General features: G+C 29.2%; 24 protein-coding genes. 12 read left to right on the top strand and 12 right to left on the bottom strand.

Going from position 1 to position 24,535, the window contains the following annotated elements:
* Positions 1-3: 3 nt before the first annotated feature.
* Genes XO12_RS01735 through XO12_RS01720 form a run of 4 tightly spaced genes read right to left on the bottom strand, consistent with a single transcriptional unit; the run spans position 4 to position 4,075 of the window.
* Positions 4-822, bottom strand: a complete 819-nt coding sequence (locus XO12_RS01735) for a carbohydrate ABC transporter permease (protein ID WP_047265252.1) — start codon at positions 820-822, stop codon at positions 4-6.
* Positions 819-1,748, bottom strand: a complete 930-nt coding sequence (locus XO12_RS01730; protein WP_175419572.1) for a carbohydrate ABC transporter permease — start codon at positions 1,746-1,748, stop codon at positions 819-821. The genes XO12_RS01735 and XO12_RS01730 overlap by 4 nt, the downstream gene beginning before the upstream one ends.
* 54 nt (positions 1,749-1,802) lie before the next feature.
* Complete coding sequence (locus XO12_RS01725) at positions 1,803-3,053, bottom strand: ABC transporter substrate-binding protein (RefSeq protein ID WP_047265253.1); 1,251 nt, start codon at positions 3,051-3,053, stop codon at positions 1,803-1,805.
* A gap of 26 nt (positions 3,054-3,079) precedes the next feature.
* Complete coding sequence (locus tag XO12_RS01720; RefSeq protein WP_047265254.1) at positions 3,080-4,075, bottom strand: LacI family DNA-binding transcriptional regulator; 996 nt, start codon at positions 4,073-4,075, stop codon at positions 3,080-3,082.
* A gap of 239 nt (positions 4,076-4,314) precedes the next feature.
* Here XO12_RS01720 and XO12_RS01715 point away from each other — a divergent pair, with 239 nt between their 5' ends.
* Both XO12_RS01715 and XO12_RS11565 read left to right on the top strand, forming a co-directional pair.
* Positions 4,315-4,995: an AzlC family ABC transporter permease gene (locus XO12_RS01715; RefSeq protein WP_047265255.1), complete on the top strand. Its 681-nt coding sequence runs from the start codon at positions 4,315-4,317 to the stop codon at positions 4,993-4,995.
* Complete coding sequence (locus XO12_RS11565; RefSeq protein ID WP_084822608.1) at positions 4,979-5,281, top strand: AzlD domain-containing protein; 303 nt, start codon at positions 4,979-4,981, stop codon at positions 5,279-5,281. Before XO12_RS01715 ends, XO12_RS11565 begins: the two co-directional genes overlap by 17 nt.
* Before the next feature lie 60 nt (positions 5,282-5,341).
* Here the strand turns inward: XO12_RS11565 and XO12_RS01705 are convergent, their stop codons facing one another.
* A complete protein-coding gene (locus tag XO12_RS01705; RefSeq protein ID WP_047265257.1) occupies positions 5,342-6,373 on the bottom strand; it encodes a hypothetical protein in 1,032 nt (343 codons plus the stop codon).
* A gap of 330 nt (positions 6,374-6,703) precedes the next feature.
* Between XO12_RS01705 and XO12_RS01700 the strand changes: the two genes are divergently transcribed.
* Genes XO12_RS01700 through iolG form a run of 10 tightly spaced genes read left to right on the top strand, consistent with a single transcriptional unit; the run spans position 6,704 to position 17,566 of the window.
* Positions 6,704-7,687, top strand: coding sequence for a LacI family DNA-binding transcriptional regulator (locus XO12_RS01700; RefSeq protein ID WP_175419571.1), 984 nt, complete (start codon positions 6,704-6,706; stop codon positions 7,685-7,687).
* A 17-nt stretch (positions 7,688-7,704) separates the two neighbouring features.
* The gene (locus XO12_RS01695) at positions 7,705-8,730 is read left to right on the top strand and encodes a type II glyceraldehyde-3-phosphate dehydrogenase (RefSeq protein WP_047265258.1); all 1,026 of its coding nucleotides are present in this window, start codon (positions 7,705-7,707) and stop codon (positions 8,728-8,730) included.
* A gap of 57 nt (positions 8,731-8,787) precedes the next feature.
* Positions 8,788-10,050, top strand: coding sequence for a phosphoglycerate kinase (pgk, locus tag XO12_RS01690; protein ID WP_047265259.1), 1,263 nt, complete (start codon positions 8,788-8,790; stop codon positions 10,048-10,050).
* Between the two features lie 4 nt (positions 10,051-10,054).
* On the top strand, positions 10,055-11,128 hold the full coding sequence (locus tag XO12_RS01685) for a tartrate dehydrogenase (protein WP_047265260.1): 1,074 nt from the start codon (positions 10,055-10,057) through the stop codon (positions 11,126-11,128).
* A 4-nt stretch (positions 11,129-11,132) separates the two neighbouring features.
* A complete protein-coding gene (locus XO12_RS01680) occupies positions 11,133-11,984 on the top strand; it encodes a transketolase (RefSeq protein WP_047265261.1) in 852 nt (283 codons plus the stop codon).
* The gene (locus tag XO12_RS01675) at positions 11,984-12,949 is read left to right on the top strand and encodes a transketolase family protein (protein WP_047265262.1); all 966 of its coding nucleotides are present in this window, start codon (positions 11,984-11,986) and stop codon (positions 12,947-12,949) included. The genes XO12_RS01680 and XO12_RS01675 overlap by 1 nt, the downstream gene beginning before the upstream one ends.
* Positions 12,950-12,962: 13 nt before the next feature.
* Positions 12,963-13,757, top strand: a complete 795-nt coding sequence (locus tag XO12_RS01670) for a 5-deoxy-glucuronate isomerase (protein ID WP_047265263.1) — start codon at positions 12,963-12,965, stop codon at positions 13,755-13,757.
* Positions 13,758-15,632: a 3D-(3,5/4)-trihydroxycyclohexane-1,2-dione acylhydrolase (decyclizing) gene (iolD, locus tag XO12_RS01665; protein WP_047265264.1), complete on the top strand. Its 1,875-nt coding sequence runs from the start codon at positions 13,758-13,760 to the stop codon at positions 15,630-15,632.
* A gap of 14 nt (positions 15,633-15,646) precedes the next feature.
* Positions 15,647-16,543 carry a myo-inosose-2 dehydratase gene (gene iolE / locus XO12_RS01660; RefSeq protein ID WP_047265265.1) on the top strand — a complete coding sequence of 299 codons (897 nt, stop codon included), beginning with the start codon at positions 15,647-15,649 and terminating at the stop codon, positions 16,541-16,543.
* 9 nt (positions 16,544-16,552) lie between these two features.
* Entirely contained in the window at positions 16,553-17,566 is a 1,014-nt protein-coding gene (iolG, locus tag XO12_RS01655; RefSeq protein WP_047265266.1) for an inositol 2-dehydrogenase, read from the top strand.
* A gap of 267 nt (positions 17,567-17,833) precedes the next feature.
* Here the strand turns inward: iolG and XO12_RS01650 are convergent, their stop codons facing one another.
* From XO12_RS01650 to XO12_RS01620, 7 genes are all read right to left on the bottom strand, one after another.
* Positions 17,834-18,538, bottom strand: coding sequence for a glycerophosphodiester phosphodiesterase (locus tag XO12_RS01650; protein ID WP_047265267.1), 705 nt, complete (start codon positions 18,536-18,538; stop codon positions 17,834-17,836).
* Positions 18,539-18,546: 8 nt separating this feature from the next.
* A complete protein-coding gene (locus XO12_RS01645; RefSeq protein ID WP_047265268.1) occupies positions 18,547-19,647 on the bottom strand; it encodes an ABC transporter ATP-binding protein in 1,101 nt (366 codons plus the stop codon).
* Positions 19,648-19,659: 12 nt separating this feature from the next.
* A complete protein-coding gene (locus tag XO12_RS01640; protein ID WP_047265269.1) occupies positions 19,660-20,523 on the bottom strand; it encodes a carbohydrate ABC transporter permease in 864 nt (287 codons plus the stop codon).
* A complete protein-coding gene (locus tag XO12_RS01635) occupies positions 20,523-21,443 on the bottom strand; it encodes a carbohydrate ABC transporter permease (RefSeq protein WP_047265270.1) in 921 nt (306 codons plus the stop codon). The genes XO12_RS01640 and XO12_RS01635 overlap by 1 nt, the downstream gene beginning before the upstream one ends.
* A 63-nt stretch (positions 21,444-21,506) precedes the next feature.
* Positions 21,507-22,859, bottom strand: a complete 1,353-nt coding sequence (locus tag XO12_RS01630) for an ABC transporter substrate-binding protein (RefSeq protein WP_047265271.1) — start codon at positions 22,857-22,859, stop codon at positions 21,507-21,509.
* 27 nt (positions 22,860-22,886) lie between these two features.
* Positions 22,887-23,732: a PfkB family carbohydrate kinase gene (locus XO12_RS01625; protein WP_047265272.1), complete on the bottom strand. Its 846-nt coding sequence runs from the start codon at positions 23,730-23,732 to the stop codon at positions 22,887-22,889.
* A 14-nt stretch (positions 23,733-23,746) separates the two neighbouring features.
* On the bottom strand, positions 23,747-24,511 hold the full coding sequence (locus XO12_RS01620) for a DeoR/GlpR family DNA-binding transcription regulator (RefSeq protein WP_047265273.1): 765 nt from the start codon (positions 24,509-24,511) through the stop codon (positions 23,747-23,749).
* Positions 24,512-24,535 lie beyond the last annotated feature (24 nt).

Raw genomic sequence — 24,535 nt, 5'->3', positions numbered from 1 at the left:
CACCTATCCTTTTACTGACCCGGCTAAAAGACCTTTTATAAAATATTTTCCAAGTGCAATATATACAATAAGTGTTGGTAAGGCAGCAATCAAAGCACCTGCCATCTGTATGTTCCATTCAACAACCTGACTTCCTGCTAAGTTAACAAGAGCTACGGTTATAGGTTGTTTGGCAGGATTACTGGTAACTGTTACTGCAAACAGAAATTCATTCCATATATTTGTAAATTGCCAGATAGCGACGACAACAAAACCTGGTAGTGAGATTGGCAATAAAATTTTTGTATAAACATCATATAGGTTTGCACCATCAATAGAAGAGGCTTCTATTAATTCATCAGGGACTTCTTCATAATAATTTTTAAACATAAGTGTTGTGATTGGTATACCATAAATTACATGTATTATAATTAACGCAGGAATTGTGCCATATAGCCCAATTTTCTGAAAAAATTGTATTAAAGGAAATAAAACACTTTGATAAGGGATAAACATACCGAATAAGATAAGTGCAAAAATGAGATTTGAAAATTTAAATTTTAATTTAGAAAGAGCAAATCCATTTATAGACCCTAAAAAAGCTGATATAATTGTTGCCGGGATTGTTAAATAAAAACTATTTTTCATATTAGGAGCTAATTTCTTAAATGCACCAATAAATCCGTCAAAAGAAAAATGTTTTGGGAAATTCCACATAGTAGCGATGGAAATTTCACTTAATGGTTTAAAACTTGTTATTAAAGTGACATAAAATGGCGTAATAAAAAATAAAGATACTAATATCAATATTATATATGAAATAGTTATTTTAATTTTTGTCATGAACTCACGCCCCTTCTAAGGGAATAATAAAGGTATGGAATAATAATTATTGCAACCATTAATAACATAATAACAGATATAGCAGAACCCATAGCATATTTATTAGATCTAAATGTCAATTCAAACATATAAATAGCTGGAACATCTGTGACATTATTTGGACCGCTACCTGTCATGGCATATATTAAATCGAAAATTTTTAAAGATACATGTCCTAGAACAATCATAGCACTTAATGTAATTGGTTTTAGCAAAGGCATTTTTATTTTCCAGAATATATAATTTTCATTTGCTCCATCAACCCTTGCTGCTTCCAGTATTTCTTCTGGAATAGCTTTTAAACCTGCTAAATACATGGCCATAATATAACCGGACATTTGCCATATTGCTGCAATAATAACAGGTATTAAAGCAAAATTAAAGTGATAAATACTTTCGGAACTGGTATACCACAACCATTGCAAATTTTCTAATCCGAAAATTTTTAATAATAAATTTATTCCCTGCGGGTCTTTTGGAATATTTCCAGGAGCGAATATCCAGCTCCATACTGTTCCTGTAACAACAAAAGCTATAGCCATAGGAAATAAAAATAAATTTTGAAAAAATCTTGAACCTTTAATTCCTTTATCAATCATATTAGCCAGGAACAGTCCAAGACTTATGGAACCAAAAATAAAAAAGAGTGTAAAGTATAAAGTATTCCATAAATCTGTTTGAAAACGTTCATCCATAAAAATTCTTTGATAATTTCTAAATCCAACAAATTTATATATTCCCCTTAATAAACTACCAAAACTATTCCAATTGGAAAAAGACGTTCTTATTGTCAAAAAAATAAAATAATATACAAATATACCTATTAATATTAATGATGGAAGTATAATAAAAAAGCCAATTTTAGATTTTCTTCTTTGAATGCTCATATTTTCACCACCTTATTTTATAAAACCCGGTTCTAAGAACCGGGTTTTACATTATTACTCAGTTACATAACCTTCATCTTCAGCAGCCCACATTATATCTCTTAATGTATTGGAAATATTTTTCTTTACAAGGAATCTATTAAGAGCATCATTTAAACCTGTAACAAAACCTTCTGGAGCAGCAGACCCATGAATAATTGAAGGTACAACAGATACAGTAGCGAAATCATTCATTGACCATGTCAAATATACATCATATTTAGATTTATCTGCATCAATTCTTGCAGGGATAGATCCTTTTATAGGATTGAAAATATCCTGAGCTTCTTTTGTAGAGATGAATTTTAACCATTTTAATGCGTTTTCCCTATGAGGTGCATTTTTAGGTAACCCAAATGTATCAGAAATAAACATAAATGCATTAGATGTTCCAGGAAGAGCAAACCAACCAAAATCGACACCAGGAGTCCAACCTAAAGTTTTAAAATAACCTTCTTCCCAATCGCCCATTACATTAAATAAAGCTTTTCCTTCAAAAACCAGCCTTCCAGCATCCTGCCAGGTTAATGCAGAGTGATCTCTATTAAAGAAAGGTATTAATCTTTCTAAAAGAACAAGAGACATTTCCATTTCAGGCGAATTAAATGAAGTTTTTCCTTCAAATAATCCCTTATAACTTTCTGGACCATAAAGTGATAACATAATATTTTCAAATAAATGTGTTGTAGTCCATTTGTTTTTATCACCTAAAGCTAAAGGAATATATCCAGCAGCTTGAGCTCTTTTTAAAGCATCAAAAAATTCAGCCCATGTTGTTGGTTCCTTTGTTAATCCTAATTTTTTGAATATTTTTTTGTTATAAAATACTACATTCCCTCTATGTACATTTACGGGTATAGAATAAACTTCACCTTGATAGCTGACTATTTTCATAACATCTTTAGGGAACTTATCATATACTCCCCATTCTTTTAAATAATTTGTCAATGGTTCCATTAATCCAGGAATTACATAAGTATCAGTCAATTCCATACCAGCATGAACCTGGAAAGAATCTGGAGGATTTCCTCCAAGCATACGTGTTTTCAAAACGGCTTTTGCATTTGTTCCTGCACCACCAGCTACAGCGGCATTAATAATATTGATATCTGGATAATACTGATTAAATCTTGCAAATAAGGCCATTAAACCTTCTTCTTCACCACCACCAGTCCACCAACTGAAAATTTCCAAATCATTTGATGCAGCAAAAACACTAGATACAACTAATAAAAGTGCTAATATACCCAAAACAAACTTTTTCATAAATACACCCCCTGTTTTTAAGATATCTATGTAGTTTTCCTCTGTATTAATTCAACATCAAGAATTATTTTTTCCCCTTTTTTTGTTTTGTTATTTATTTTATTTAAAAGCATATGAAAAGATTTATAGCCTAATTCAAATTTTGGTATTCGAATGGTTGTTAAATCAATAATTGATGAATATATTATGTCATCGTATCCAACTATCTTTATGTCATCTGGTATATTGAAACCTTTTTCTCTTAAGGCTTTTAGAGCACCAAAAGCTAAAATATCATTGAAACAAAATATGGAATCAAAAAAGATTTTTTTATTTATGATTTCAATTGTTTTTTTATAAGCTGCATTTACATCTTCATCAATCTCAAAAATTAGCTTTTCATTTATTGTTAACTTAAATTCCTCAAAGGCTTTTTTATAACCCAAAAATCTAGAATAAGATACAAAATTATGATTTTTCACACTTAAAAAAATAATATTTTTCCCACCACTTTCGATAAGATGTTTTGTAGCAATATACCCTCCTTTTACATCATCTGCATAAATTTCATCAGCGTCAATACTTTCAAAATGATCGCCTAATATTACATAAGGTATTCCCAGTCGCATAATATCTTTAAATTTTCTATTTGCGCCTCTTACTGGACTTAGGATTATGCCATCTACTCTTTTTTCTGCCATTATTTTTAAAGCTTTTTTTTCAACATTATAATCTTTTTCAACATCCATTAAAATTAAACTATAATTATTTTCTTTTGTAGCTTTTTCTATTCCTTTTAAAACTTCAACAAAAAAAGGATTAGTTATATCTTTGAAAAGAACACCAATTGTTTTTGTTTTTTTATTGCGCAAAGAACTGGCAGTTACATTTTTAACATATCCTAACTCTTTTGCTATTTTTAATATATTTTTTTTTGTTTTTTCATTTATATCAGGTTTATTATTTAAAGCTCGTGAAACTGTATTTATAGAAACTCCTGCAATATTTGCAATATCTTTAATTGTAATTTCTTTTTTTTTCATATTTATCACCCCGAAAATTTATTACCCCAATTATCGGTAACGTTACCGATAACGTTACCGATAATATTAAAACATATTTAACATAGAAATCAAAAACAGATTATCCCTTATTAAACTTGATTATAATATAAGATAACTATTTATAGTTTTTTATTAATATAAATTAAACATTTTTAATTTATATTTCTTCCTGATTTAAATTATGGTATAATAAAAAAAATATTTAGGAGTCGTTTAACATGAAAGAATTTATTAGAGGATTAAAAGATGGAATTCCCATTTCTATAGGTTATATTACAATAGCAATTGCTTTTGGAATTTTAGTAAAGACATATAATTATCCACGATATGTTGGATGGCTTATGTCTTTAATGGTATTTGCCGGTGCTAGTCAATTTGTTGCAGTTGAAATGTTAAAAAATGCTTCTATTTTTGAAATTGTTATAACAACTTTTTTTCTTAATCTAAGACATATATTAATGTCTTCTACTATTGCTACAAAATCTGAAAAAAATAAATATTTCTATTTTCTTTCTTTGGGTATCACTGATGAAACATTTTCTATAGCTTATTTTAATAATAAAAATAGAATTACCTTTAATTACTTTTTTGGATTAATATCAATATCATATCTGGGTTGGAATTTTGGTACTTTAATAGGGTTATTATTTTCATCAACATTTAATACTACGCTAAAAAATAGTATGGGAATAGCATTATATGCAATGTTTTTGAGTATTTTAATTCCAAATATAAAAAAATCATATTATGAATTTTTAAGCGTTATAATTTCTATCATTATTTATATAATTGTAAGAAATTATCTTCCGAAGTATTTTAGTATAATTATTGTATCTGTTATTATATCCTTTATCTTTGCATATTTTGAAAAACACATAGGGAATGATATTAATGAATAAATATATTATAACTATTATATTAATGAGTATTGTTACTTTGATTCCCAGAATTGTTCCTTTTTTTATTGCTGAGAAATTGACTTCTAATTCTTTTTTAAAAAAATTTTTTAAATATATCCCGTACACAATTTTAGGGATGTTAATTATTCCCGATATTTTTTATTCTACAGGAAATATTTTTTCTGGTATTATTGGTTTTATCACTGCACTTATACTATCTTTTTTAAACATGAATTCAATAATTGTAATATTTATCACCGTCTTAGTTGTTTATCTTATTCAATAATATTAATTAAATAATAAAAAAGCCTTTCAAAAATTCTGAAAGGCTTTTTTACTTTGATTTTTATATTATCCTAATGTTTTCCATTATGTCTTTTAATGTTGTAATGAAAATACCTATGCCATAATCTGAAATACCACCTATCCATATAATATAATCTTCATATTTTACAAGACCATTTCCAAAAATAACAAAAGCTCTATCTCCATAATTTTCAGTCAATCCTTCTGGATATAATAAATAATCACTAATTCCTAATAATTCCCCTTTTCCATTTACTATAGCAAAACCATTCTTATAAGAAAGATCATTTTTCATTACAGCATGCCAGCCTACTAAATATTCATCATTAGATAATTTAATAGTATTGGTAGACCATCCTACCTTTGTTTCCCACTCTTCCATTGCAAAAACAGGATGTAAAGATTCTGGATCAATAGTTAATTTATTAATATTTGCTATTCCCCGCCAACAAAAAAATTTATCTTTTAACTGGATTCTGGTAAGTAAAGACACATTGCCTTCTTTAAAATCTAAAAATGCACTGTCTTTTATAGTTTCCGGTAAAAAAAATTCATTTCTATCAGAAATTTTGAAATAATCTTTTCTTTTTATTTTGAAGTCTTTGTCTAATTTTGCAAATGACAGAACATCTCTTCTTTTCTTGTTAAAGTCCACATAACCTTTTCCAGTATATAACATTAAAATTTCTTCGTTATTTTCAATTACTCTTGGATCTTCAATTCCGAGAAATTCCCATAAAAACTCAGGATATAAAATTATTTTTGTCTCAAAATTCTTATCTAAAATTCCTTTTAAAATTCTTCCAATTTCAACCTCGAAACATCCCACACTTGAAGTATATTTATAATAATCGAATATTAATCTAGGAAAAACTTTTAACTTATCATCTTTCAATAAAGCTCCAGGATTAAATACGGCAATCGGTTTTTTATGATAATTTTTTACTATAATATTTTCTGGAAAAATATAATATCTTTTATCAAATATATTCTTTGTTTTATTATCTCTAATACTTCTCCTGCCATTTAGAAATTGCTCTGCTTTTTTCTCTAAATACCTTTTAATCTTCATAATTTTCAACTCCTTTTTGTTTTAAATTGAAAACGCTTACAAAATAATTTTATATAAAAATATTATCATTTTTTTTGATTTGTATGAAATCTATTGTTGGTAATTTATTAATAATATAGCTTATTTATACAAAGTTATACTATAAAATCTAAAATTTTCTCCTCCACAAATTATAAAAAAACAGCAAAAATTAAATATTATTGTTTATTCAAGGATAAAAATGTATAATCAAACATAATACGTTTATATTTAGTTTAATCTAATTTGAATTTTTTTTAAATAATTTATATAATTAAGTATATAAAAATTGTAAGCGTTTTCAAAATGGAGGTGAACAATATAATTACAACAAAGGATATTGCTAAAATAGCGAATGTTTCAATAGCTACAGTTTCAAGAGTTTTGAATAATAATCCCAATGTTTCCGAAAAAACTAGAAAAAAGGTAATCATGGCTATAAAATCCTTAGGTTACGAACCAAATTTATTTGCAAAAAATTTAGCCAAGAAAAATAAGTGGAATATAGGAATTGGATGTACTGATGAAGTTTTCGATGGACTTCATAATTCTGAAAACAATTTCTATGTTCCCATAATGTCTGGGGTTAAAGATTATTTTTCAAAATTAAAATCGAATTTGTTTATTTTTTCAATTGAAGATAAAAAATTAAATATATCTTTTGATGAAATTGATGGATTCATGTTAGTTGGTGGTGGTTTGAAAAAGGAAGATATTGAATATTTTTTAAATTATAATAAACCTGTTGTTGTAGTTGATGAATATATTTGGGGACTTGATGTTGACAGTATTGTAAGCAATGGATTTTTAGGAACATATAATATAGTAAAAACTTTTTTAAGTAAAGGTTATAAAAAAATAGTCTATTTTCATTACAAAGAAGAACATTACAGTTTCGAACAACGAAAATTAGGTTACGAAAAAGCCTTGATTGAAATAGGTTTAACGCCAAAAATTTATTCTTTTACAGAAGTTTCAGATTTAAAAAAATTAACATTAAATGTGGCAAAAGAAAAACCAGAAATTATTGTAACAAGTAAAGATTTATGCGCTATAGAAATAATGAAAATTTTAGAGAAAAATAACTATAAGATACCAGAGGATATTGGAGTTATTGGTTTTGATGATTTAAACGTTGCCGAACAATTTCAACTTACAACTGTTAGAGTTCCACGAGAAGAAATGGGAAATTTAGCTGCAGGAAGATTATTTAATTTAATGAATGGAATTAATCCACATCCTATAATGATTTCTCTTTTTACAAAACCAATAATCCGGAAAAGTGTAAAACTTTAAGAAAGGAGTTGTTAAACATGGTAAAGGTGGGTGTTGTAGGTTATGGTACAATTGGTCAAAGATTGGCTGATGGAGTTGCTTTACAAAAAGATATTGAGTTAATTGGAATCGCTGATGTTGCACCAACATTACCCGTATTAGCTTTGAAAGAAAAAGGAATGCTATATGACTTTTATTTAGCTCTTCCTGAAAACAGAGAAAAATTAGAAAAATTTGGTATTCCAATTTCAGGTACTTTGGAAGATTTAGTACAAAAATGCGACATAATATTAGATGCAACAAGTGCTGGCATCGGAGCAAAAAATAAAAAACTTTACGAAAAATACGGTAAAAAAGCTATTTTTCAAGGTGGTGAAAAAACAGAAATAGCAGACGTTTTCTTCCATGGATACGCAAATTTTGAAAAAGGATTAGGAAAACAATTTTTAAAACTCACTTCGTGTAATACCACAGGGTTAATTAGAACTGTAGATGCGTTGGATAGAGCGTTTGGGATAGATAATGTAATAATTACAATTGTCAGAAGAGTGGCTGATCCCGGAGATTATCATAGAGGTCTTACAAATGCCCTGAAGGTAGATAAAGTTCCAAATCATCAAGCAGTGGATTTAATGCTTGTAATGCCTCATGTAAAAGCTACAGGGACGTTAGTTCACACTCCTGTTACTCATGGTCATTTTATAACAGTTGCTGCTAAACCAAAAAAATCTGTTACCACACAGGAAGTAATAGAAATATTTAAAGAGCATCCAAGAATTCGCGTTGTAAAAATCGAAGATGGATTTTTAGGAAATGCTGCGATTTTTAAATTTGCTCGTGATTTAGGACATCCAAGAGGAGACTTATACGAAGTGTTCACTTGGGAAGAAACAATTACCGTATTTGATGACAGAATATTATATTCTATTCATATTCCTCAAGAATCAGTTACCATTCCAGAAACAATAGATGGAATCAGAGCTGCGATGGAAATGCAAAAGGACAGATTAGAAGCTGTTTCATTAACTAACAAATATTTAAACATTAAAAATATCAATTATTGATAATTATCGTGCGGTGACTGTTAGTCGCCGTACAAATTTTATAAGTGAGGTGATAATATGACAGTTCTCAAAATAAACACTTTAGATGATTTTGATTTTTATGACAAAACTGTCATTTTAAGAGTTGATATTAATTCACCACTTGATCCAAAAACAAAAAAAATAGTAGATGAAAACAGAATTAACAAAAGTGTACCAACAATAAAAGAATTATTAGAAAAGGGATCAAAATTAGCTATAATAGCCCACCAGGGTGATTCGTTAGATTATTTCAATTTAATTCCTCTGGAAGAACATGCAAAAAAACTTTCAGAAAAACTCGGTATAGAAATTAAATATATCGATGATGTTGCAGGACCTGCCGCACAAGAAGCGGTTAAAAACTTGAAAAGAGGAGAAGGAATTCTTTTAGGAAATCTTAGATATTTAAGTGAAGAAATATCAACTTTTGAAGATGCTATAAAATTAGTTCCTGAAGAAATGTTAAATACATTTTTAATCAGGCATCTGGCACCACTTGGAGATATATATGTGAATGAAGCCTTTGCAGCGGCACATAGAAATGCTCCTTCAATGGTTGCATTTGAAGAAATTTTACCTACTGCTGGTGGTAGGTTGTTAATTTCTGAAATTAAAGCATTGACTAACGTAATGGAAAACCCAGAAAAACCTTCTATCTTTATTTTAGGTGGGTTAAAAGTTTCAGATGCTTTTGGAATGATGAAACAGGTATTGGAAAGTGGTACTGCGGATAAAATATTAACTTGTGGCGTGACTGGAATAATTATGCATATGGCTCAAGGTAAGTTTTTCAGTAAAAAACAAGAAAAATTTATATATGATCGTTCTTTAAACAAGTTTTTTGAACCTGCTAAAGAATTTATGGAAAAATGGGGAGATAAATTTATTAACCCAGTTGATTTTGCATATGAAAATAATGGTGAAAGAATTGAGGTAAATTTAGAAAATCTGCCTATTGAAGATGCTTTGTTTTTGGATATTGGTACAAAAACAATTGATTTGTTTAAAAAAGAAATAAACAATGCAAAAACAATATTTGTTAATGGTCCTGCAGGTGCTTACGATCAAAATAAAATATTTGAAAAAGGAACATATGAAATATGGAATGCTATTGCAAATTCATATGCTTATTCTGTAGTAGGCGGCGGAGATTCTGTAAGTGCAGCCAATAAATTGGTAAAAGATGCAGAAAAAAAGTTTAGTTATATCTGTACAGCTGGTGGAGCAATGGTTAGGTTTTTATCTGGAAAAGAATTACCGCTTATAAAAGCGTTAAAAAAAGCATATAAAAAGAGGTGATTTTGTGAAAAAATATAAGATAGCTGTAATACCAGGTGATGGTGTAGGAGTTGAGGTTATAAATGAGGGATTGAAAATTCTCAATACTATAAAAGAAATACATGGAGGAATAGATTTTGAATTTGAAACATTTCCCTGGAGTTGTGAATATTATTTGAAAACTGGAAAGATGATGCCTGAAGATGGAATGAAAATTTTAAGTAATTTTGAAGCAATATATTTGGGAGCAGTTGGGTTTCCTGGGGTTCCCGATCATGTCTCGTTATGGGGATTGTTATTACCCATAAGAAAAGAATTCAATCAATATATAAATCTAAGGCCTGTAAAGTTATTAAAAGGTATAAAAGGACCTTTAAGAAATGAAAAAATAGATTTTGTTGTTGTTAGAGAAAATGTAGAAGGTGAATATTCCGGAACTGGTGGTCGTGTATATCAAGGGACAGAAGATGAAGTAGCAATTCAAACAGCTATCTTTACCAGAAAAGGAACGGAAAGAGTTATGAAATATGCTTTTGAACTTGCGTTGAAAAGAAATAAGAGTCTAATATCTGCAACAAAATCGAATGCTTTGAATTATAGTATGGTTTTCTGGGATGAGGTTTTTAATAAACTAAAAAATAATTATCCCGAAGTTGAAACTCGTATTATGCATGTAGATGCTTTATCTGGATATTTTTTGTTACACCCTGAAAATATCGATGTTGTAGTTGCTTCAAATTTATTTGGAGATATATTAACAGATTTAGGATCTGCAATGCAAGGAAGCATAGGTATAGCACCAGGTGCAAATATTAATCCTGAAAAAAAATATCCTTCTATGTTCGAGCCAGTACACGGTTCTGCACCAGATGTAGCTGGAAAAGGAATAGCAAACCCTATAGGTGCCATTTGGACAGCAAGTATGATGTTAGAGCATTTAGGTGAGAGTGATTCAGCAAAATTAATAATGGAAGCAATGGAAAAAGTTACAGAGGAAGGAAAATATCTTACAAAAGATATTGGCGGAAATGCAAAAACTAACGAAGTTGGAGATGCAATTAATGAAAAAATTAAAGAATTAGTAAAAAAAGGTTGGTGAAATTATGCTTTCAAAAGAAGATATCAAAGAATTGAAGAAATTCGCCATTCAAATAAGAATTGAAACATTAAAAGAAATCGGACATTTGGGCTTTGGACACTTACCAGGAGCTATGTCCATTGTAGAATTACTTGCCGTATTATATGGAAAAATTATGAAAATAAACCCACAAAATCCAAAATGGGAAGAAAGGGATTGGTTTATTTTATCAAAAGGACATGCAGGTCCATCATTATATGCAACTTTGGCTTTAAAAGGATATTTCCCGAAAGATTGGCTTTTAACTTTGAATAAAGGTGGTACATTATTGCCAAGTCATACGGATAAAAATTTAACACCCGGAATCGATATGACAACTGGTTCTTTGGGTCAAGGTATGTCAACAGCTTTAGGAGTGGCTCTAGGACATAAACTTTCCAAAAAAGATAATTATGTATACGTAATGTTAGGCGATGGCGAAACTCAAGAAGGACAAGTTTGGGAAGGGGCTTTATATGGAGGGAACGCAAAAATTGATAATTTAACGGTTTTTGTTGACTATAACAAACAACAATTAGACGGATATACGTATGAAATAAATGATTTAGGAGATTTAAGAAGAAAATGGGAAGATTTTGGATGGTATTCACTTGAAATTGATGGGCATGATATTGAAGCCATATACAACGCAATAATAAAAGCTAAAAATGTCAAAAATAAAAGTTCTGTAATTATTTTACATACAATCAAAGGAAAAGGCGTTTCTTTCTTGGAGGGAAAAGTAGCGCATCATGTAAAAGTAAAACAAAGTGAAATTGAAGAAGCAATCGAAAAACTTGAAAAAGAATTAAAGACACTTGAAGAAGGTGAGTCGTAATGGATATAAAAATTTTGAATAATAGAAAAACCGATACAAAAATGATGAGAGATGCATATATAGATAAATTAATAGAATTGGCAAGGAATGATGAAAGAATTGTTATTTTAGATGCAGATTTAATGAATTCAAACGGAACATTGAAATTTTTAAACGCTTTTCCTGAAAGGGCCTTTAACATAGGTGTTCAAGAATCAAATATGGTGGGAATAGCTGCGGGATTAGCTGCAACAAACAAAATTCCATTTGCTCATACTTTTACTTCATTCATGTCAAGACGTGCTCTCGATCAAGTTTATATGTCAGTTGCTTATGCAAGATTAAATGTTAAATTGGTTGCTACAGATCCTGGAATAACAGCAGCATATAATGGTGGAACTCATATGGCTTTGCAAGATTTTGCGGTTATGTTATCAATACCGACTATGTATGTAGTTGAACCTACAGATTGTGTTATGATGGGAAATTTAATTGAACAAATTACTTATACTGAAGCCCCGTTTTATATTAGGTTATTACGTAAATTCCCAACAAAAATATATGAAGAAGGTAGTAAATTTAAATTAGGCAAAGGTGTTTTGCTTTTAGATGGAAGTGATGCAACCATAATATCAAGCGGGATTATGGTTGAAGAATCTCTAAAAGCTGCAGAACAGTTAAAAAAGGAAAGTATAAATGTACGTGTAATAGACATGTTTACTTTAAAACCTATTGATAAAGAATTGATAATAGAAAGTGCAAAAAAAACTGGTGCAATTGTAACTGCTGAAAATCATACGGTAATTAACGGTTTGGGAATGTCTGTATCTAAAATAGTTTCTGAAAATTATCCCGTACCTATGGAAATGGTTGGAATAAACGATGAATTTGGTGAAGTAGGCGATGTTGAATATTTGAAAAAGCGTTTTAATTTAACAGCACAGGATATTGTTCAAAATGTTAAAAAAGTTATAAGTAGAAAATAAGGGGGAGATATCTTTGTTAATTAAGAAAAAAAACGAATTTAGAAAAGGGTACAATCAAATAACTTCAGAAGATGAAAAAGATAACAATATGATGATGGACTTTGGAATAATAATATTAGAAAAAAATGATGTTTACGCGAATGATGAAAAAAAAGAAAGAGCCTTTTTATTAATGAGTGGAGACGTTACTTTTGAATTCGATGATGTTTCATATAGTGTTAGAAGAAATTCTTTACTCGATGAACTACCATACACACTACATGTTTCAAAAAATACAAAAGTAAAGTTAACTTCCACTGGCAAGTGTGAAATTTGCTATATTGCAACAAAAAACGATAATGATTTCAAAAGTGTATTTTATAAACCTGAAAATACAAGATCTGAACAACGCGGAAAAGGCACAATGAAAGAAACGTCGACAAGAATAGTTAGAACTATTTTTGATAAATCAAATGCTCCATATGCCAATTTAGTGCTTGGTGAAGTTGTAAATTATCCAGGAAAGTGGTCAAGTTATCCTCCGCATCATCATCCACAACCGGAGATCTATCATTACAGAATATTTCCCAAACATGGATTTGGAATATCAATTTTAGGCGATGAAGCATATAAAGTATGTGATGGGGATACAGTAAAGATATTAAATGATAAAGTACACCCACAAGTTTCTGCACCTGGATATGCAATGTATTATATATGGGCAATAAGACATTTTAAAGATAATCCATATATTACTCCTGTATTTGTAAAAGAACATATGTGGGTAATGGAAGAAAATGCTTCTATTTGGCCAGAGGAGGAGAAATAAATGAAACGAATAAAACTAACAATGGCACAGGCTTTATTAAAATTTTTAGATAATCAATATGTAGAACTTGATGGGAAAGTATATAAATTTGTAAAAGGAGTTTTTGGTATTTTTGGACATGGTAATGTATTGGGAATTGCAGAAGCTCTGGAAAACATGAATGATTTATCATTGAAATTTTATCAAGGTCATAATGAACAGGGAATGGTTCATGCTGCAACCGCCTATGCCAAACAAAAAAATAGATTGGAAATTTTTGCATGTACAAGCTCCATTGGACCAGGCGCTTTAAATATGATAACAGCTGCAGCAACAGCAACAGTTAATAGAATTCCAGTATTGTTATTACCTGGAGATATTTTCGCTTCGAGACAACCGGATCCTGTATTACAACAATTAGAGCTTCCGAATAATTATAAAATTGTAGCTAATGATGCATTTAAATCTGTAAGTAAATATTGGGATAGAATTGAAAGACCTGAACAATTAATGACAGCTGCAATAAATGCTATGAGAGTTTTAACTGATCCTGTAGAAACAGGTGCTGTCACATTAGCTTTACCTCAAGATGTTCAAGGTGAAGTATATGAATATCCGAAATCTTTTTTTGAAAAAAGAACATGGACAATTGAAAGAAGACAACCCAATCCAAAGAGCTTGGAAAAAGCTATAAAACTTATTTTAAATAAGAAGAAACCGTTAATTATAGCAGGCGGTGGCATACACTATTCATTTGCATATGATGAATTAAAAGAATTTGCCGAAGCATTTAATATTCCTATTGGATTTACTCAAGCCGGAAAAGGTATATTTACCTGGGATCATCCATTAAATATGGGAGGTATTGGAACTACAGGAACTTTAGCAGCAAACATTTTAGCAAAAGAAGCAGATTTAGTTATAGCTATAGGAACAAGATTGATGGATTTCACAACCGCATCAAAAACACAATTTCAAAATTCAGAAGTTGAAATATTAAGTATTAATGTTTCAAGATTTGACGGTATAAAAATGGACTCGACATTACTCTTATCAGATGCTAAACTAGCTTTGAAGGAATTAAAAGAAGTGCTTGAAAAACATAATTATAAAACTTCTTACAAAAAAGATTATATTTTTTCTTTAAAAAATGAATGGAAAAATGAAGTTGACAGATTATATTCTTTAGAATCTAAAAAAGGTATTGTTCAAACAAAAGCTTTGGGAGTAATTAACGAATTTTTGAATGAGAATGATATTATCGTAGGTGCTGCAGGAAGTTTACCAGGTGATTTGCACAGACTTTGGAGATGTAAAGGAAGAAAAACTTATCACCTTGAGTATGGATTTTCATGCATGGGATACGAAGTTGCAGGATCTTATGGGGTAAAATTAGCTGAACCTGAAAAAGAAGTATGGACTATGATTAGTGATGGTAGCTATATAATGTTACATTCAGAATTAGTTTCCACAATTCAGGAAAGAAAAAAAATAAACATCATTATGTTTGACAATGGAGGGTTCCAATCTATAAATTCATTACAAAAGGGGCATGGAAGTGAAAATGGATTTGGAAATGAATTGAGGTACAGAAATCCTGAAACCAATAAACTTGACGGTGATTATATGAATATTGATTTTGCAAAAAATGCTGAGAGTTATGGAGCAAAGTCTTATGTCGTAGATTCTATTGAAAAATTAAAAAAAGCTTTAAAAGATGCAAAAAAATCAAAAATCAGTACATTAATCCATATAAAAATTTTACCGGGAACTCAATCTTCTGGTTATGAATCATTCTGGAGAGTAGGAATAGCCCACCACTCTGAAAATAAAAGAGTCATAAAAGTTCAAAAGGAACATGACGAATATTTACAAAAATATGCAAAAGATTATTGATAGGAGGATGTATTATGCTAAAAAGAGAAGATATTAAAATTGGTATTGCTCCAATCGCATGGACAAATGATGATATGCCGGAATTAGGTGGGAATATATCGTTTGAACAATGCATAAATGAAATGCAAAAAGCAGGTTTTGAAGGCACCGAAATAGGAAATAAATACCCTAAAAATCCAAAAGTATTAAAATCTGAATTGGAAAAAAGAAATTTAAAAGTAGCAAGTCAATGGTTTAGTACTTTTTTTACAATAGGTGAATTTAACAAGACAGTTGAAAATTTTAAAAAACATAGAAATTTTTTAAAAGAAGTTGGAGCTGAGATTATTGTTGTTGCTGAATGTGGTAAAGCTATACATGGTAATATAAATGTACCTTTACACAAAAACAAACCAATTTTCAACGAAAATGAATGGAAAAAACTCTATGAAGGGCTGAATTTTCTTGGTGATTTGGCTTTGGAAAAAGATATGAAAATAGTATATCATCATCATATGGGAACGGGAGTTCAAACATATGAAGAAATTATTAAATTAATGGAATTAACAGACCCAACAAAAGTTTTTTTATTGGTTGATACAGGACATATGATATTTGCAAACGGTGATCCTGTCGAATTGATTAAAAGATTCCCCAACAGAGTCAAACATGTTCATTTAAAGGATTTAAGAAAAGAAATATTAGAAAAAACATATAGTGAAGATTTAAGTTTTTTAGATGCTGTAAAGGCCGGAGTATTTACAGTACCTGGTGATGGAATGATTGATTTTAAACCTATTTTTGATGTTTTAGATGAAATTGATTATACAGGTTGGTTTGTGGTGGAAGCTGAACAGGATCCCCAAAAAGCTCCACCTTTAGAATATGCTATAAAAGCACGAAACTATATTAGAAATCTAATAGGATTTTGAGGTGATATTATGAATAAAAAACTTAAAGTTGGTGTAATTGGTGCAGGAAGGATTGGTAAAATTCATGCAATGAATATTGCTAAATTAAATAACGTTGAATTAATAAGTATTGCTGATATTAATGTTGATGCTGCAAAAGATTTAGTGATGAAAGTTGGCGCAAAAAAGTATTTTTCCGATTTTTCGGAAGTTATAAATGATAGTGAAATTGATGCAATAGTTATTTGTTCGCCAACTAATACTCATGCAAAGCTAATAATAGAAAGTGCAAAAGCAGGAAAAGATATATTCTGTGAAAAGCCAATAGACTTTGATATAGAAGTTATCAAAGAAGCTTTGAATGTTGTTAAAGAATGCGGAGTAAAATTACAGTTAGGTTTTAATAGAAGATTTGATCATAATTTCAAAAAAATAAAAGATTTAATACAAAATGATAAATTAGGAAAACCACATATTATAAAAATTACATCAAGAGATCCAAAAGCTCCTCCTGCTGAATACGTAAAAACTTCTGGAGGTATATTTATGGATATGACTATACACGATTTTGACATGGCAAGATATCTTGCTGGATCAGAAGTAGAAGAAGTTTTTGCAGTAGGTAATGTTTTAATAAATTTGGAAATTGAAGGATTAGGTGATTTTGACACTGCTGTAATCACATTAAAATTTAAAAATGATGCTGTATGTATAATTGATAATAGCCGCGAAACTTCTTATGGTTACGATCAGAGAGTTGAATACTTTGGACTTAAAGGTTGTGCTATAGCTCAAAATGATAAACCTACAAACACTATTTTATTAAATGAAAACGGTGTTATAGAAGATAAGCCTCTATACTTTTTTCTTGAAAGGTATATGCAATCATTTGAAGATGAATTGAAAGAATTTGTTGATTCTATCTTGAATAATAAAAATGTTCCTGTTTCTGGCGAAGATGGTTTAAAAGCAACTTTAATTGCAAAAGCTGCGCTAATATCAGCAAAAGAAAATAGAGTTGTAAAAATTAGTGAGATATTATAAAAATCAAAAGCTGGCGAAAGAATTTTTGCCAGCTTTTTTTACATATGTAGATAAAGGGAGGAAAACAAAATTATAAAGATTTTAATTAAATTCTATATTTATTTCTTCTAAATTTTATATTTATTAGAAATCTTTTATGTTCTTATTCAAAACAATGACATAAGAGAAAAAGTTAATTTATACGGAATATTTCATCATTTTTTTGAATTGACTCTATGAGTCGATTTTACTTTCCATAAACTTTCTAAATTAAAAATACTCAATATGTTATTCGCAAAAATCACCTATTTTTTTTAATAATAATGGATTATGAGTAGTTATTCCATCTACATTCATTTTTATTAATTTTTTCATATCTTCTTCTTTATCTAATGTCCATACTTGAACAAATAAACCATTTAAATGTGCTTGATATACAAGTTCTTCACTGCATAATTTGTAGTTTAAATTAAGTCCTATAGCTCCTGTTTTAATAGCTGTTTTAACAAATACTTTTATGAATTTTTTATAATTTTCTTTTGCTAAATTTTCAAATTCCTGTGAATTGAGAAAAACACCATATTCATCACATAAATTTCTTATTTTAACAACCCAATTTGAATTGCATCCACTGAAAATTATATTATCGGTATAATTTAATTTTTTTAATAATTTTATAGTTGGTTCTATAACTTCAATGCTTTTTAAATCAAGATTAAGAGGTATTGTCATATTAATTCTTTTCAATACAGATTCCAAAGTGATAATTCCGTTTGATTTTAAAACTTCACTTGAAATATTCGAAGTTTTTTCAAAATGACCGGAATATTGATAAATAAATGGATCATGCGAAAGTACCAGAATCCTATCAATACTAATATCAATATCAATTTCAATAACGTCAGCATTTGATTTAATTGCGGAATATATATGTTCAAAAGAATTATCTTTTGTATTATTACACCCGGAATGAGCTGTAATTAATATTCTCATAGTACCTCCTAAAAAAGAAGATTTTTTCCACTTTCTTTATCAAAAAGATGAAATTCCTTTTCTGGAAAATCCAGATATATTTCTTCGTCTAACTTAAGATTATATTTTTCATCACTTATTATTTTAAAAATATTGTTTCCTAATTTTATATTATATATAATTTCCCGACCTAAAGGTTCTAGAATATATACTTTTGATTTAAAAGTGTTAACATTCTCTTTTTTAAATTTTATTTTAATATCTTCAGGTCTTAATCCTAATAGAACATTACTTTTTTCAATTTTTTCAATTTTCGCTTTTATCGTTTTATCTTCAATTTTTATCCTGGTATCTTCATCGATTTTTATATAAATATTTCCATTTATTCTTATGATTTCTACATCTATTATATTCATAGAAGGTGTTCCAACAAATTTTGCAACAAATAGATTTTTAGGTTGATTATAAATTTTATCTGGTGAATCAAATTGCATTAATTTTCCTTTGTTAAACACTGCGATTCTATCAGCCATAGTCATTGCTTCTATTTGATCATGGGTTACATAAACTGATGTTATCCCTAAATCATGTTGTAATTTTTTTATTTCTGCTCTCATATAAGCCCTTAATGCGGCATCTAAATTTGATAAAGGTTCATCAAATAATAAAATTTTTGGTTCTTTTACAAGAGCTCTTGCAATAGCAACTCTTTGTTGTTGCCCACCAGAAATCTGATTTGGTTTCCTATCAAGTAATTTTCCAATATCTAAATTTTTAGTTACGCTTCTAACTTTTTTATCTATTTCCTCTTTTGACATTTTTTTTGCTTGAAGTGGAAAAGCAATATTTTCATATAATGTCATATGTGGATATAAAGCATAACTTTGAAAAACCATTCCGATTTCTCTATCTTTTGGTGGTACTTCATTTACAATCTGATCATCAAATAATATTTCTCCTTCAGTTGGTTTATATATCCCTGCTAACATTAGTAAAGTAGTAGTTTTCCCACATCCAGATGGACCTAAAAATACTACAAATTCTCCATCGTTTACCTTTAATGAAATATCGTCTACAGCCTTTACATTTCCAAAATATTTTTTTAAATTTTTAAGTTCAATTGTAGCCATAACTATCACTCCTTAACCCTTAGTTCCTGTTATATTTACTTCTAATAGATATTTATTGGTGAATAAAAAGAAAATTAAAGTTGGTATTATATAAAATAATGAAATTGACGTTAATAATCCATAATCAACAAATCTAAAATCTCCAATTATTCCTTTGATATATCTTGATAAAGTCCAGGTTTGCTGATTTAAAATAAATGTATTTATAAAAATAAATTCTGACCAACCTGATAAAAACCCAAAAATTGCAGCAACAGCTATACCCGGCTTTACCAATGGCAGGATTATTTTTCTAAAAACCTGTATCCTTGTATATCCATCTACCAAACCTGCCCATTCAATTTCCCATGGTAATTGATCATAAAATCCCTTCATAATCCATGATCCCCATGGTATTTCCAGAGCAGCTTTTAACAAAATAACGCCACCTAATGTATTAATTAAATTTAAAGTATTTAATACATAATAAATTGCAACCAACAATGAAACAGATGGAAATGAATGCAGTACAAGAATTCCTTTTAAAATAGGGACACGTCCTTTAAACTTAAATCTTGAAAGTGCATAACCGGCAAAACTTGATACAAAAACTTCAAAAGCCATTACAAGAAAAGCTACAATAAAAGTATTAAATGTAACAGACCAAATATTAGGATATCCTTTAACTGATTCCCATAAAAATCTCCAGTGTTCTAAAGTAAATTCTTGTGGAATTATCCCATATTTCATACCATTTGAAAATGAGCTTAATATAAGCCACATATAGCTTAAAATTATAGGTAAGCTTATAAATGTTAAAACAACATAAACAATAATACGTGTTATTTTTTCCTTTTTTCTTTGAAAATATGTTATTTTATATTTTTTTTCAGTCATTATGAATCAACCTCGATTCTAGGATCTTCCATCATGCTTCCGAATTTGAATACTTTCAAATATAGTAATGAAGCTACAAAACCTAATATTACTAAAACTAAAGATAATGATGCACCATAACCAAATCTGAAATTTTCAAATGCAGTATGGTATGTATATAATGCCCATACTTCTGTAGAAAATACCGGACCTCCATTGGTTAAAATCAAAATATATTCAAATGATGTCAACAAAGATAAAGTTTGATAAGCAGTTGTAAAAAGAATTTGCCATTTAAGGATAGGTAAAATTACCTTTCTAATAGTAAAAAACCATCCTCCGCCATCAACCTTAGCAGCATAAATATAATCACGTGGTATAGATTTTATCGCTGATGTAAATAAAATCATTCCAAAAGATGCTCCAACAAATCCATTTGCAAAAATAACAATTAACATTGGATGAGAACTTAAGAAATTTATAGGATCTTTTCCGAAAATCTCTGTCCTAACGCCATTTATCATTCCGAATTTTGTTGGATCAAATATCCATAACCATAATAATGAATATACAACAGAAGGAGTTAATCTTGGCAACATCCATATTAATCTAAAAAATAATCCGCCTTTTTCATCAATGGAAGTTGTTAATAATGATAAAATCAAAGCTAATCCCACATTAAAAAATGTCAAGGTCAAAATTACATATATAAATGTATTTTTTATAACTATGGGTATTAAAAAGTCTGAAAACATATCCTTAAAATTAGTAAAACCGTGAAAATCCCAATTAAATGAATAGTCCATATTGGTAAATGAAAGAATAATTGTTAATATTGCAGGTACAACAAAAAATACTATTACAAGCAAAATTCCTGGAAATAAAAAGAAAAAAAGTGAAAGTTTCGTCCCCTTTTTATAATTTTTTTTCGAGATAGTCATTTTATATCAACCCCTTTACTTTAAATACTCTCTCTCCAACAAAGGGAGAGAGAGTAAAAAAATCTACTTCTTTATAATCACATTATCTTTCAGCCTTGATTTCAAGGTCATTTCGACAAATCTAATTGCTTGATCAGGTGTAAATCTTCCAGCTTCCAAAGCTGTAATTGCATCAAAAATTGATTTGTTATATTCATCAAATCTATCGTTATTAGGTATGAAAGAGGTGTAAGGTAATAATTTGGTTACTTCTTTTGTAAATTCATCTTTTGCATAATATTGGTTACTCATCTCTTCGAATCTTATAGCTAAATGTCCGCTGTCTATAGCATGTTTAGCATTTAAATCTGCTGCGGAAGCTAAGGTTATCAATAATGTAGCTAATTCAGGATATTTTGATCTTGATGTAACCATATACACAACAGGATGTGATAATGTATTACCAGGATAACCTTTATAAGCGCTAGGAGTTAAAGAAAATGCGAATTTTTCTTTTATATCTTCATTAGTATATCCAAACATTTTTTTCCATTCTGCAACATTCCAGGTTCCACCCATATGGAATAATACATTGCCTTCTGGTCCAGCAAATGAACTATGAACTGAATTCCATGGGGTTCCAATCAAAGTTTTTGGTGTAATTTTATATTTGTTTGATATATCATAGAAAAACTGGAATGCTTTTCTCATATTTGGTTCATCAAAAACTAATTTATTAGTAGTTTGGTCATATATTTGTGCTCCGAAAGATGTGAAGATTTGGAAATAGTCAATACCTTTTGAAGGTCTATGCCATAATCCCCATTTTACAACACCTTTTCTAATACCTTCTTGAGCAATTTTTACTAAGTCATATAATGTGTATTCACCAGTATTGAATTTTTTCATCATTTCATCTATTTGAGAATCGGTGTAACCCATTTCTCTCAATTTATCTCTTCTTGCATACAATGGTCTAGCTTCAGTGTCCTGAGGGATAGCATAAATTTTACCTTTAAACTTTGTTGATTTCCACAATGAAGGTATTATGTCATATAACCCTAAATCCCAAAATTCCTTAACATAAGAATCTATAGGTATAATGTAATTTGCTGCTGCCCACATTCCTATATCATCATGACCACTAGTTATAATATCAATTTGTTGTTTTCCTGATTGAAATGCTATCAAAGCTCTTTGCTTATATGAACCCCAATCTGTAGAATCAAATGATACTTCTAAATCAATACGTATATCGGCTCCAGCGGTTTCTAACATTTTGTTTAATCTTTCAGCTGCTTTTTCTAAATTAACTTTTCTGTTAATTGACGGATCATCAGGTCCGACTGTCCAGGCTACCATTTTTATAGTTTTTACACTAAACATCAATGTAGTTCCAATAATCAATAATACCATCAACATACCTAATTTTTTCATACTAATCCCTCCTGAAATAGTTTTTAATTACCCTTTATAAGGACCTTTATATTGCATTTTTTTTGTTGTGATTTCAGCTGCATAATTTAAAGCATTTTGAAAATCCATTTTTTTTCTTGCTACCAAATATGCAGCTACGCATGTATCACCTCTGCCCGTCCTTCCTTCAATTTTATACTTTCCAAAAGAAGATTCTAAAATTTTATTATCTACTCCTAAAATAATCCCTCTGTTATGGGTTAATAAAACCTCTTTAGCTCCATATTCTTTTATGATTTTTAATGCTTTTATAGGATCATTTTCCTGTGTCAATATATATGCTTCTTTAATATCAACTTTAAATATATCAACTAAGGGTAAATACTTAAGTTTGAATTCCCAATCTGAATAATTCATATTTCTATTTTCATCAACATTCCTTAAAAAGCCCTGAGCATCGAGACCTAAAATTTCCGCCTTTTTCCTAATTACTGGAATAAGCTCTTCAGGAAATTCACCATGCCATAATGGAGAAATATGAATTATTTCATCATTTAAATTTTCAAAGTCTTTTACAGCAAAAGAATCAGCTTTTGATAACATTCGACTCATCCTATGATCTGGATCTCCTGAGGGATAAACATTCTCGATAGATGTGGAAGTTTTAGAATAGCACCATTTGACTTTTATAAGATTTTTATCCAAATCAGAAAATAATTGTTGGTCGTTTTTTGAAACTTTGGTTATTACATTTACTTCATTATTTAATGAAGCTGCAGCAATTGAACCAAAAAAGACACCTCCGCCTGGAATTTCTAATTTATTTTTTATGACTGAATTTTCCATAACTATGTTTATATCTTTTGATACGTGCCCTATAAATGTAATTGACATAATATAACCCCCAGTTAAACACAATCAATTTTTATTTTGTTTTCATCAAAAAAAGTTAAAAATTCAATAGGCATTGTGTTGCCTGATATAATACCTGTAATATCTTTAAAATCAGCAAAAGAAACAAAAGATTTTTTTGAAAATTTTGATGAATCAGCAACAATAAATTTTTTTTCCGAAGAATTAATAATCGCTTTTTTTAATTCTGCTTCAAGAAAGTTCGCAACCATGAAACCTTTCTCTTTAGAAATGCCAGTTGTCCCGAGAAATGCAATATCTAAATTTAATTCTTTTAATAATTTTATAGACCATGGTCCAACAATTGAGAAACTGTTAGTTCTTATTGTTCCACCTAAAAGAATTATTTCATAATGGCTTTCTACAAGTTTTTCAGCTATATATATATTATTTGTTATAATAGTCACACCGTTAATATGTTTTTCTTTTAGCAATTCTGCAATATAGTAATTTGTGCTACTACTATCAAGGACAACAGTGTCATCTTCCTGTATGTATGAATATGCTTTTTTAGCAATTATTTTTTTTTCATTACTCATTTGTTTTATTTTACTCAAAAAATTCCATTCTACCTTTGCATGATCTGGTAAAATGGCACCGCCATGAGTTCTAATCACTTTCCCTAATTCTTCTAAATAAGATAAATCTTTTCTTATAGTTACAGCACTTACATTTAAAAATTTAGATAATTCATTTACGGATGCTTTCCCTTTGTTTTTTATAAAATTTAATATTTTCTTTTGTCTTTCTTCAGCAAACATAATATCATCCTTTCTCTAAATTAT

It is taken from the genome of Marinitoga sp. 1154, assembly GCF_013363285.1.
Classification (GTDB): Bacteria; Thermotogota; Thermotogae; order Petrotogales; family Petrotogaceae; genus Marinitoga.
The sequence above is the reverse complement of the archived record's forward strand: the minus strand, read 5'-3'. Positions and strand labels throughout refer to the sequence as shown.

Bases quoted from the DNA above. Each gene is read 5' to 3' on its own strand.
- XO12_RS01675 (WP_047265262.1), top strand. From the start codon at position 11,984: ATGGATATAAAAATTTTGAATAATAGAAAAACCGATACAAAAATGATG.
- XO12_RS01625 (WP_047265272.1), bottom strand. From the start codon at position 23,732: ATGTCAATTACATTTATAGGGCACGTATCAAAAGATATAAACATAGTT.
- XO12_RS01705 (WP_047265257.1), bottom strand. From the start codon at position 6,373: ATGAAGATTAAAAGGTATTTAGAGAAAAAAGCAGAGCAATTTCTAAAT.
- XO12_RS01730 (WP_175419572.1), bottom strand. From the start codon at position 1,748: ATGAGCATTCAAAGAAGAAAATCTAAAATTGGCTTTTTTATTATACTT.
- pgk (WP_047265259.1), top strand. From the start codon at position 8,788: ATGACAGTTCTCAAAATAAACACTTTAGATGATTTTGATTTTTATGAC.
- XO12_RS01650 (WP_047265267.1), bottom strand. From the start codon at position 18,538: ATGAGAATATTAATTACAGCTCATTCCGGGTGTAATAATACAAAAGAT.
- XO12_RS11565 (WP_084822608.1), top strand. From the start codon at position 4,979: ATGATATTAATGAATAAATATATTATAACTATTATATTAATGAGTATT.
- XO12_RS01695 (WP_047265258.1), top strand. From the start codon at position 7,705: ATGGTAAAGGTGGGTGTTGTAGGTTATGGTACAATTGGTCAAAGATTG.
- XO12_RS01735 (WP_047265252.1), bottom strand. From the start codon at position 822: ATGACAAAAATTAAAATAACTATTTCATATATAATATTGATATTAGTA.
- iolE (WP_047265265.1), top strand. From the start codon at position 15,647: ATGCTAAAAAGAGAAGATATTAAAATTGGTATTGCTCCAATCGCATGG.
- XO12_RS01635 (WP_047265270.1), bottom strand. From the start codon at position 21,443: ATGACTATCTCGAAAAAAAATTATAAAAAGGGGACGAAACTTTCACTT.
- iolG (WP_047265266.1), top strand. From the start codon at position 16,553: ATGAATAAAAAACTTAAAGTTGGTGTAATTGGTGCAGGAAGGATTGGT.
- XO12_RS01645 (WP_047265268.1), bottom strand. From the start codon at position 19,647: ATGGCTACAATTGAACTTAAAAATTTAAAAAAATATTTTGGAAATGTA.
- XO12_RS01715 (WP_047265255.1), top strand. From the start codon at position 4,315: ATGAAAGAATTTATTAGAGGATTAAAAGATGGAATTCCCATTTCTATA.
- XO12_RS01680 (WP_047265261.1), top strand. From the start codon at position 11,133: ATGCTTTCAAAAGAAGATATCAAAGAATTGAAGAAATTCGCCATTCAA.
- XO12_RS01720 (WP_047265254.1), bottom strand. From the start codon at position 4,075: ATGAAAAAAAAAGAAATTACAATTAAAGATATTGCAAATATTGCAGGA.
- XO12_RS01640 (WP_047265269.1), bottom strand. From the start codon at position 20,523: ATGACTGAAAAAAAATATAAAATAACATATTTTCAAAGAAAAAAGGAA.
- XO12_RS01725 (WP_047265253.1), bottom strand. From the start codon at position 3,053: ATGAAAAAGTTTGTTTTGGGTATATTAGCACTTTTATTAGTTGTATCT.
- XO12_RS01620 (WP_047265273.1), bottom strand. From the start codon at position 24,511: ATGTTTGCTGAAGAAAGACAAAAGAAAATATTAAATTTTATAAAAAAC.
- iolD (WP_047265264.1), top strand. From the start codon at position 13,758: ATGAAACGAATAAAACTAACAATGGCACAGGCTTTATTAAAATTTTTA.
- XO12_RS01630 (WP_047265271.1), bottom strand. From the start codon at position 22,859: ATGAAAAAATTAGGTATGTTGATGGTATTATTGATTATTGGAACTACA.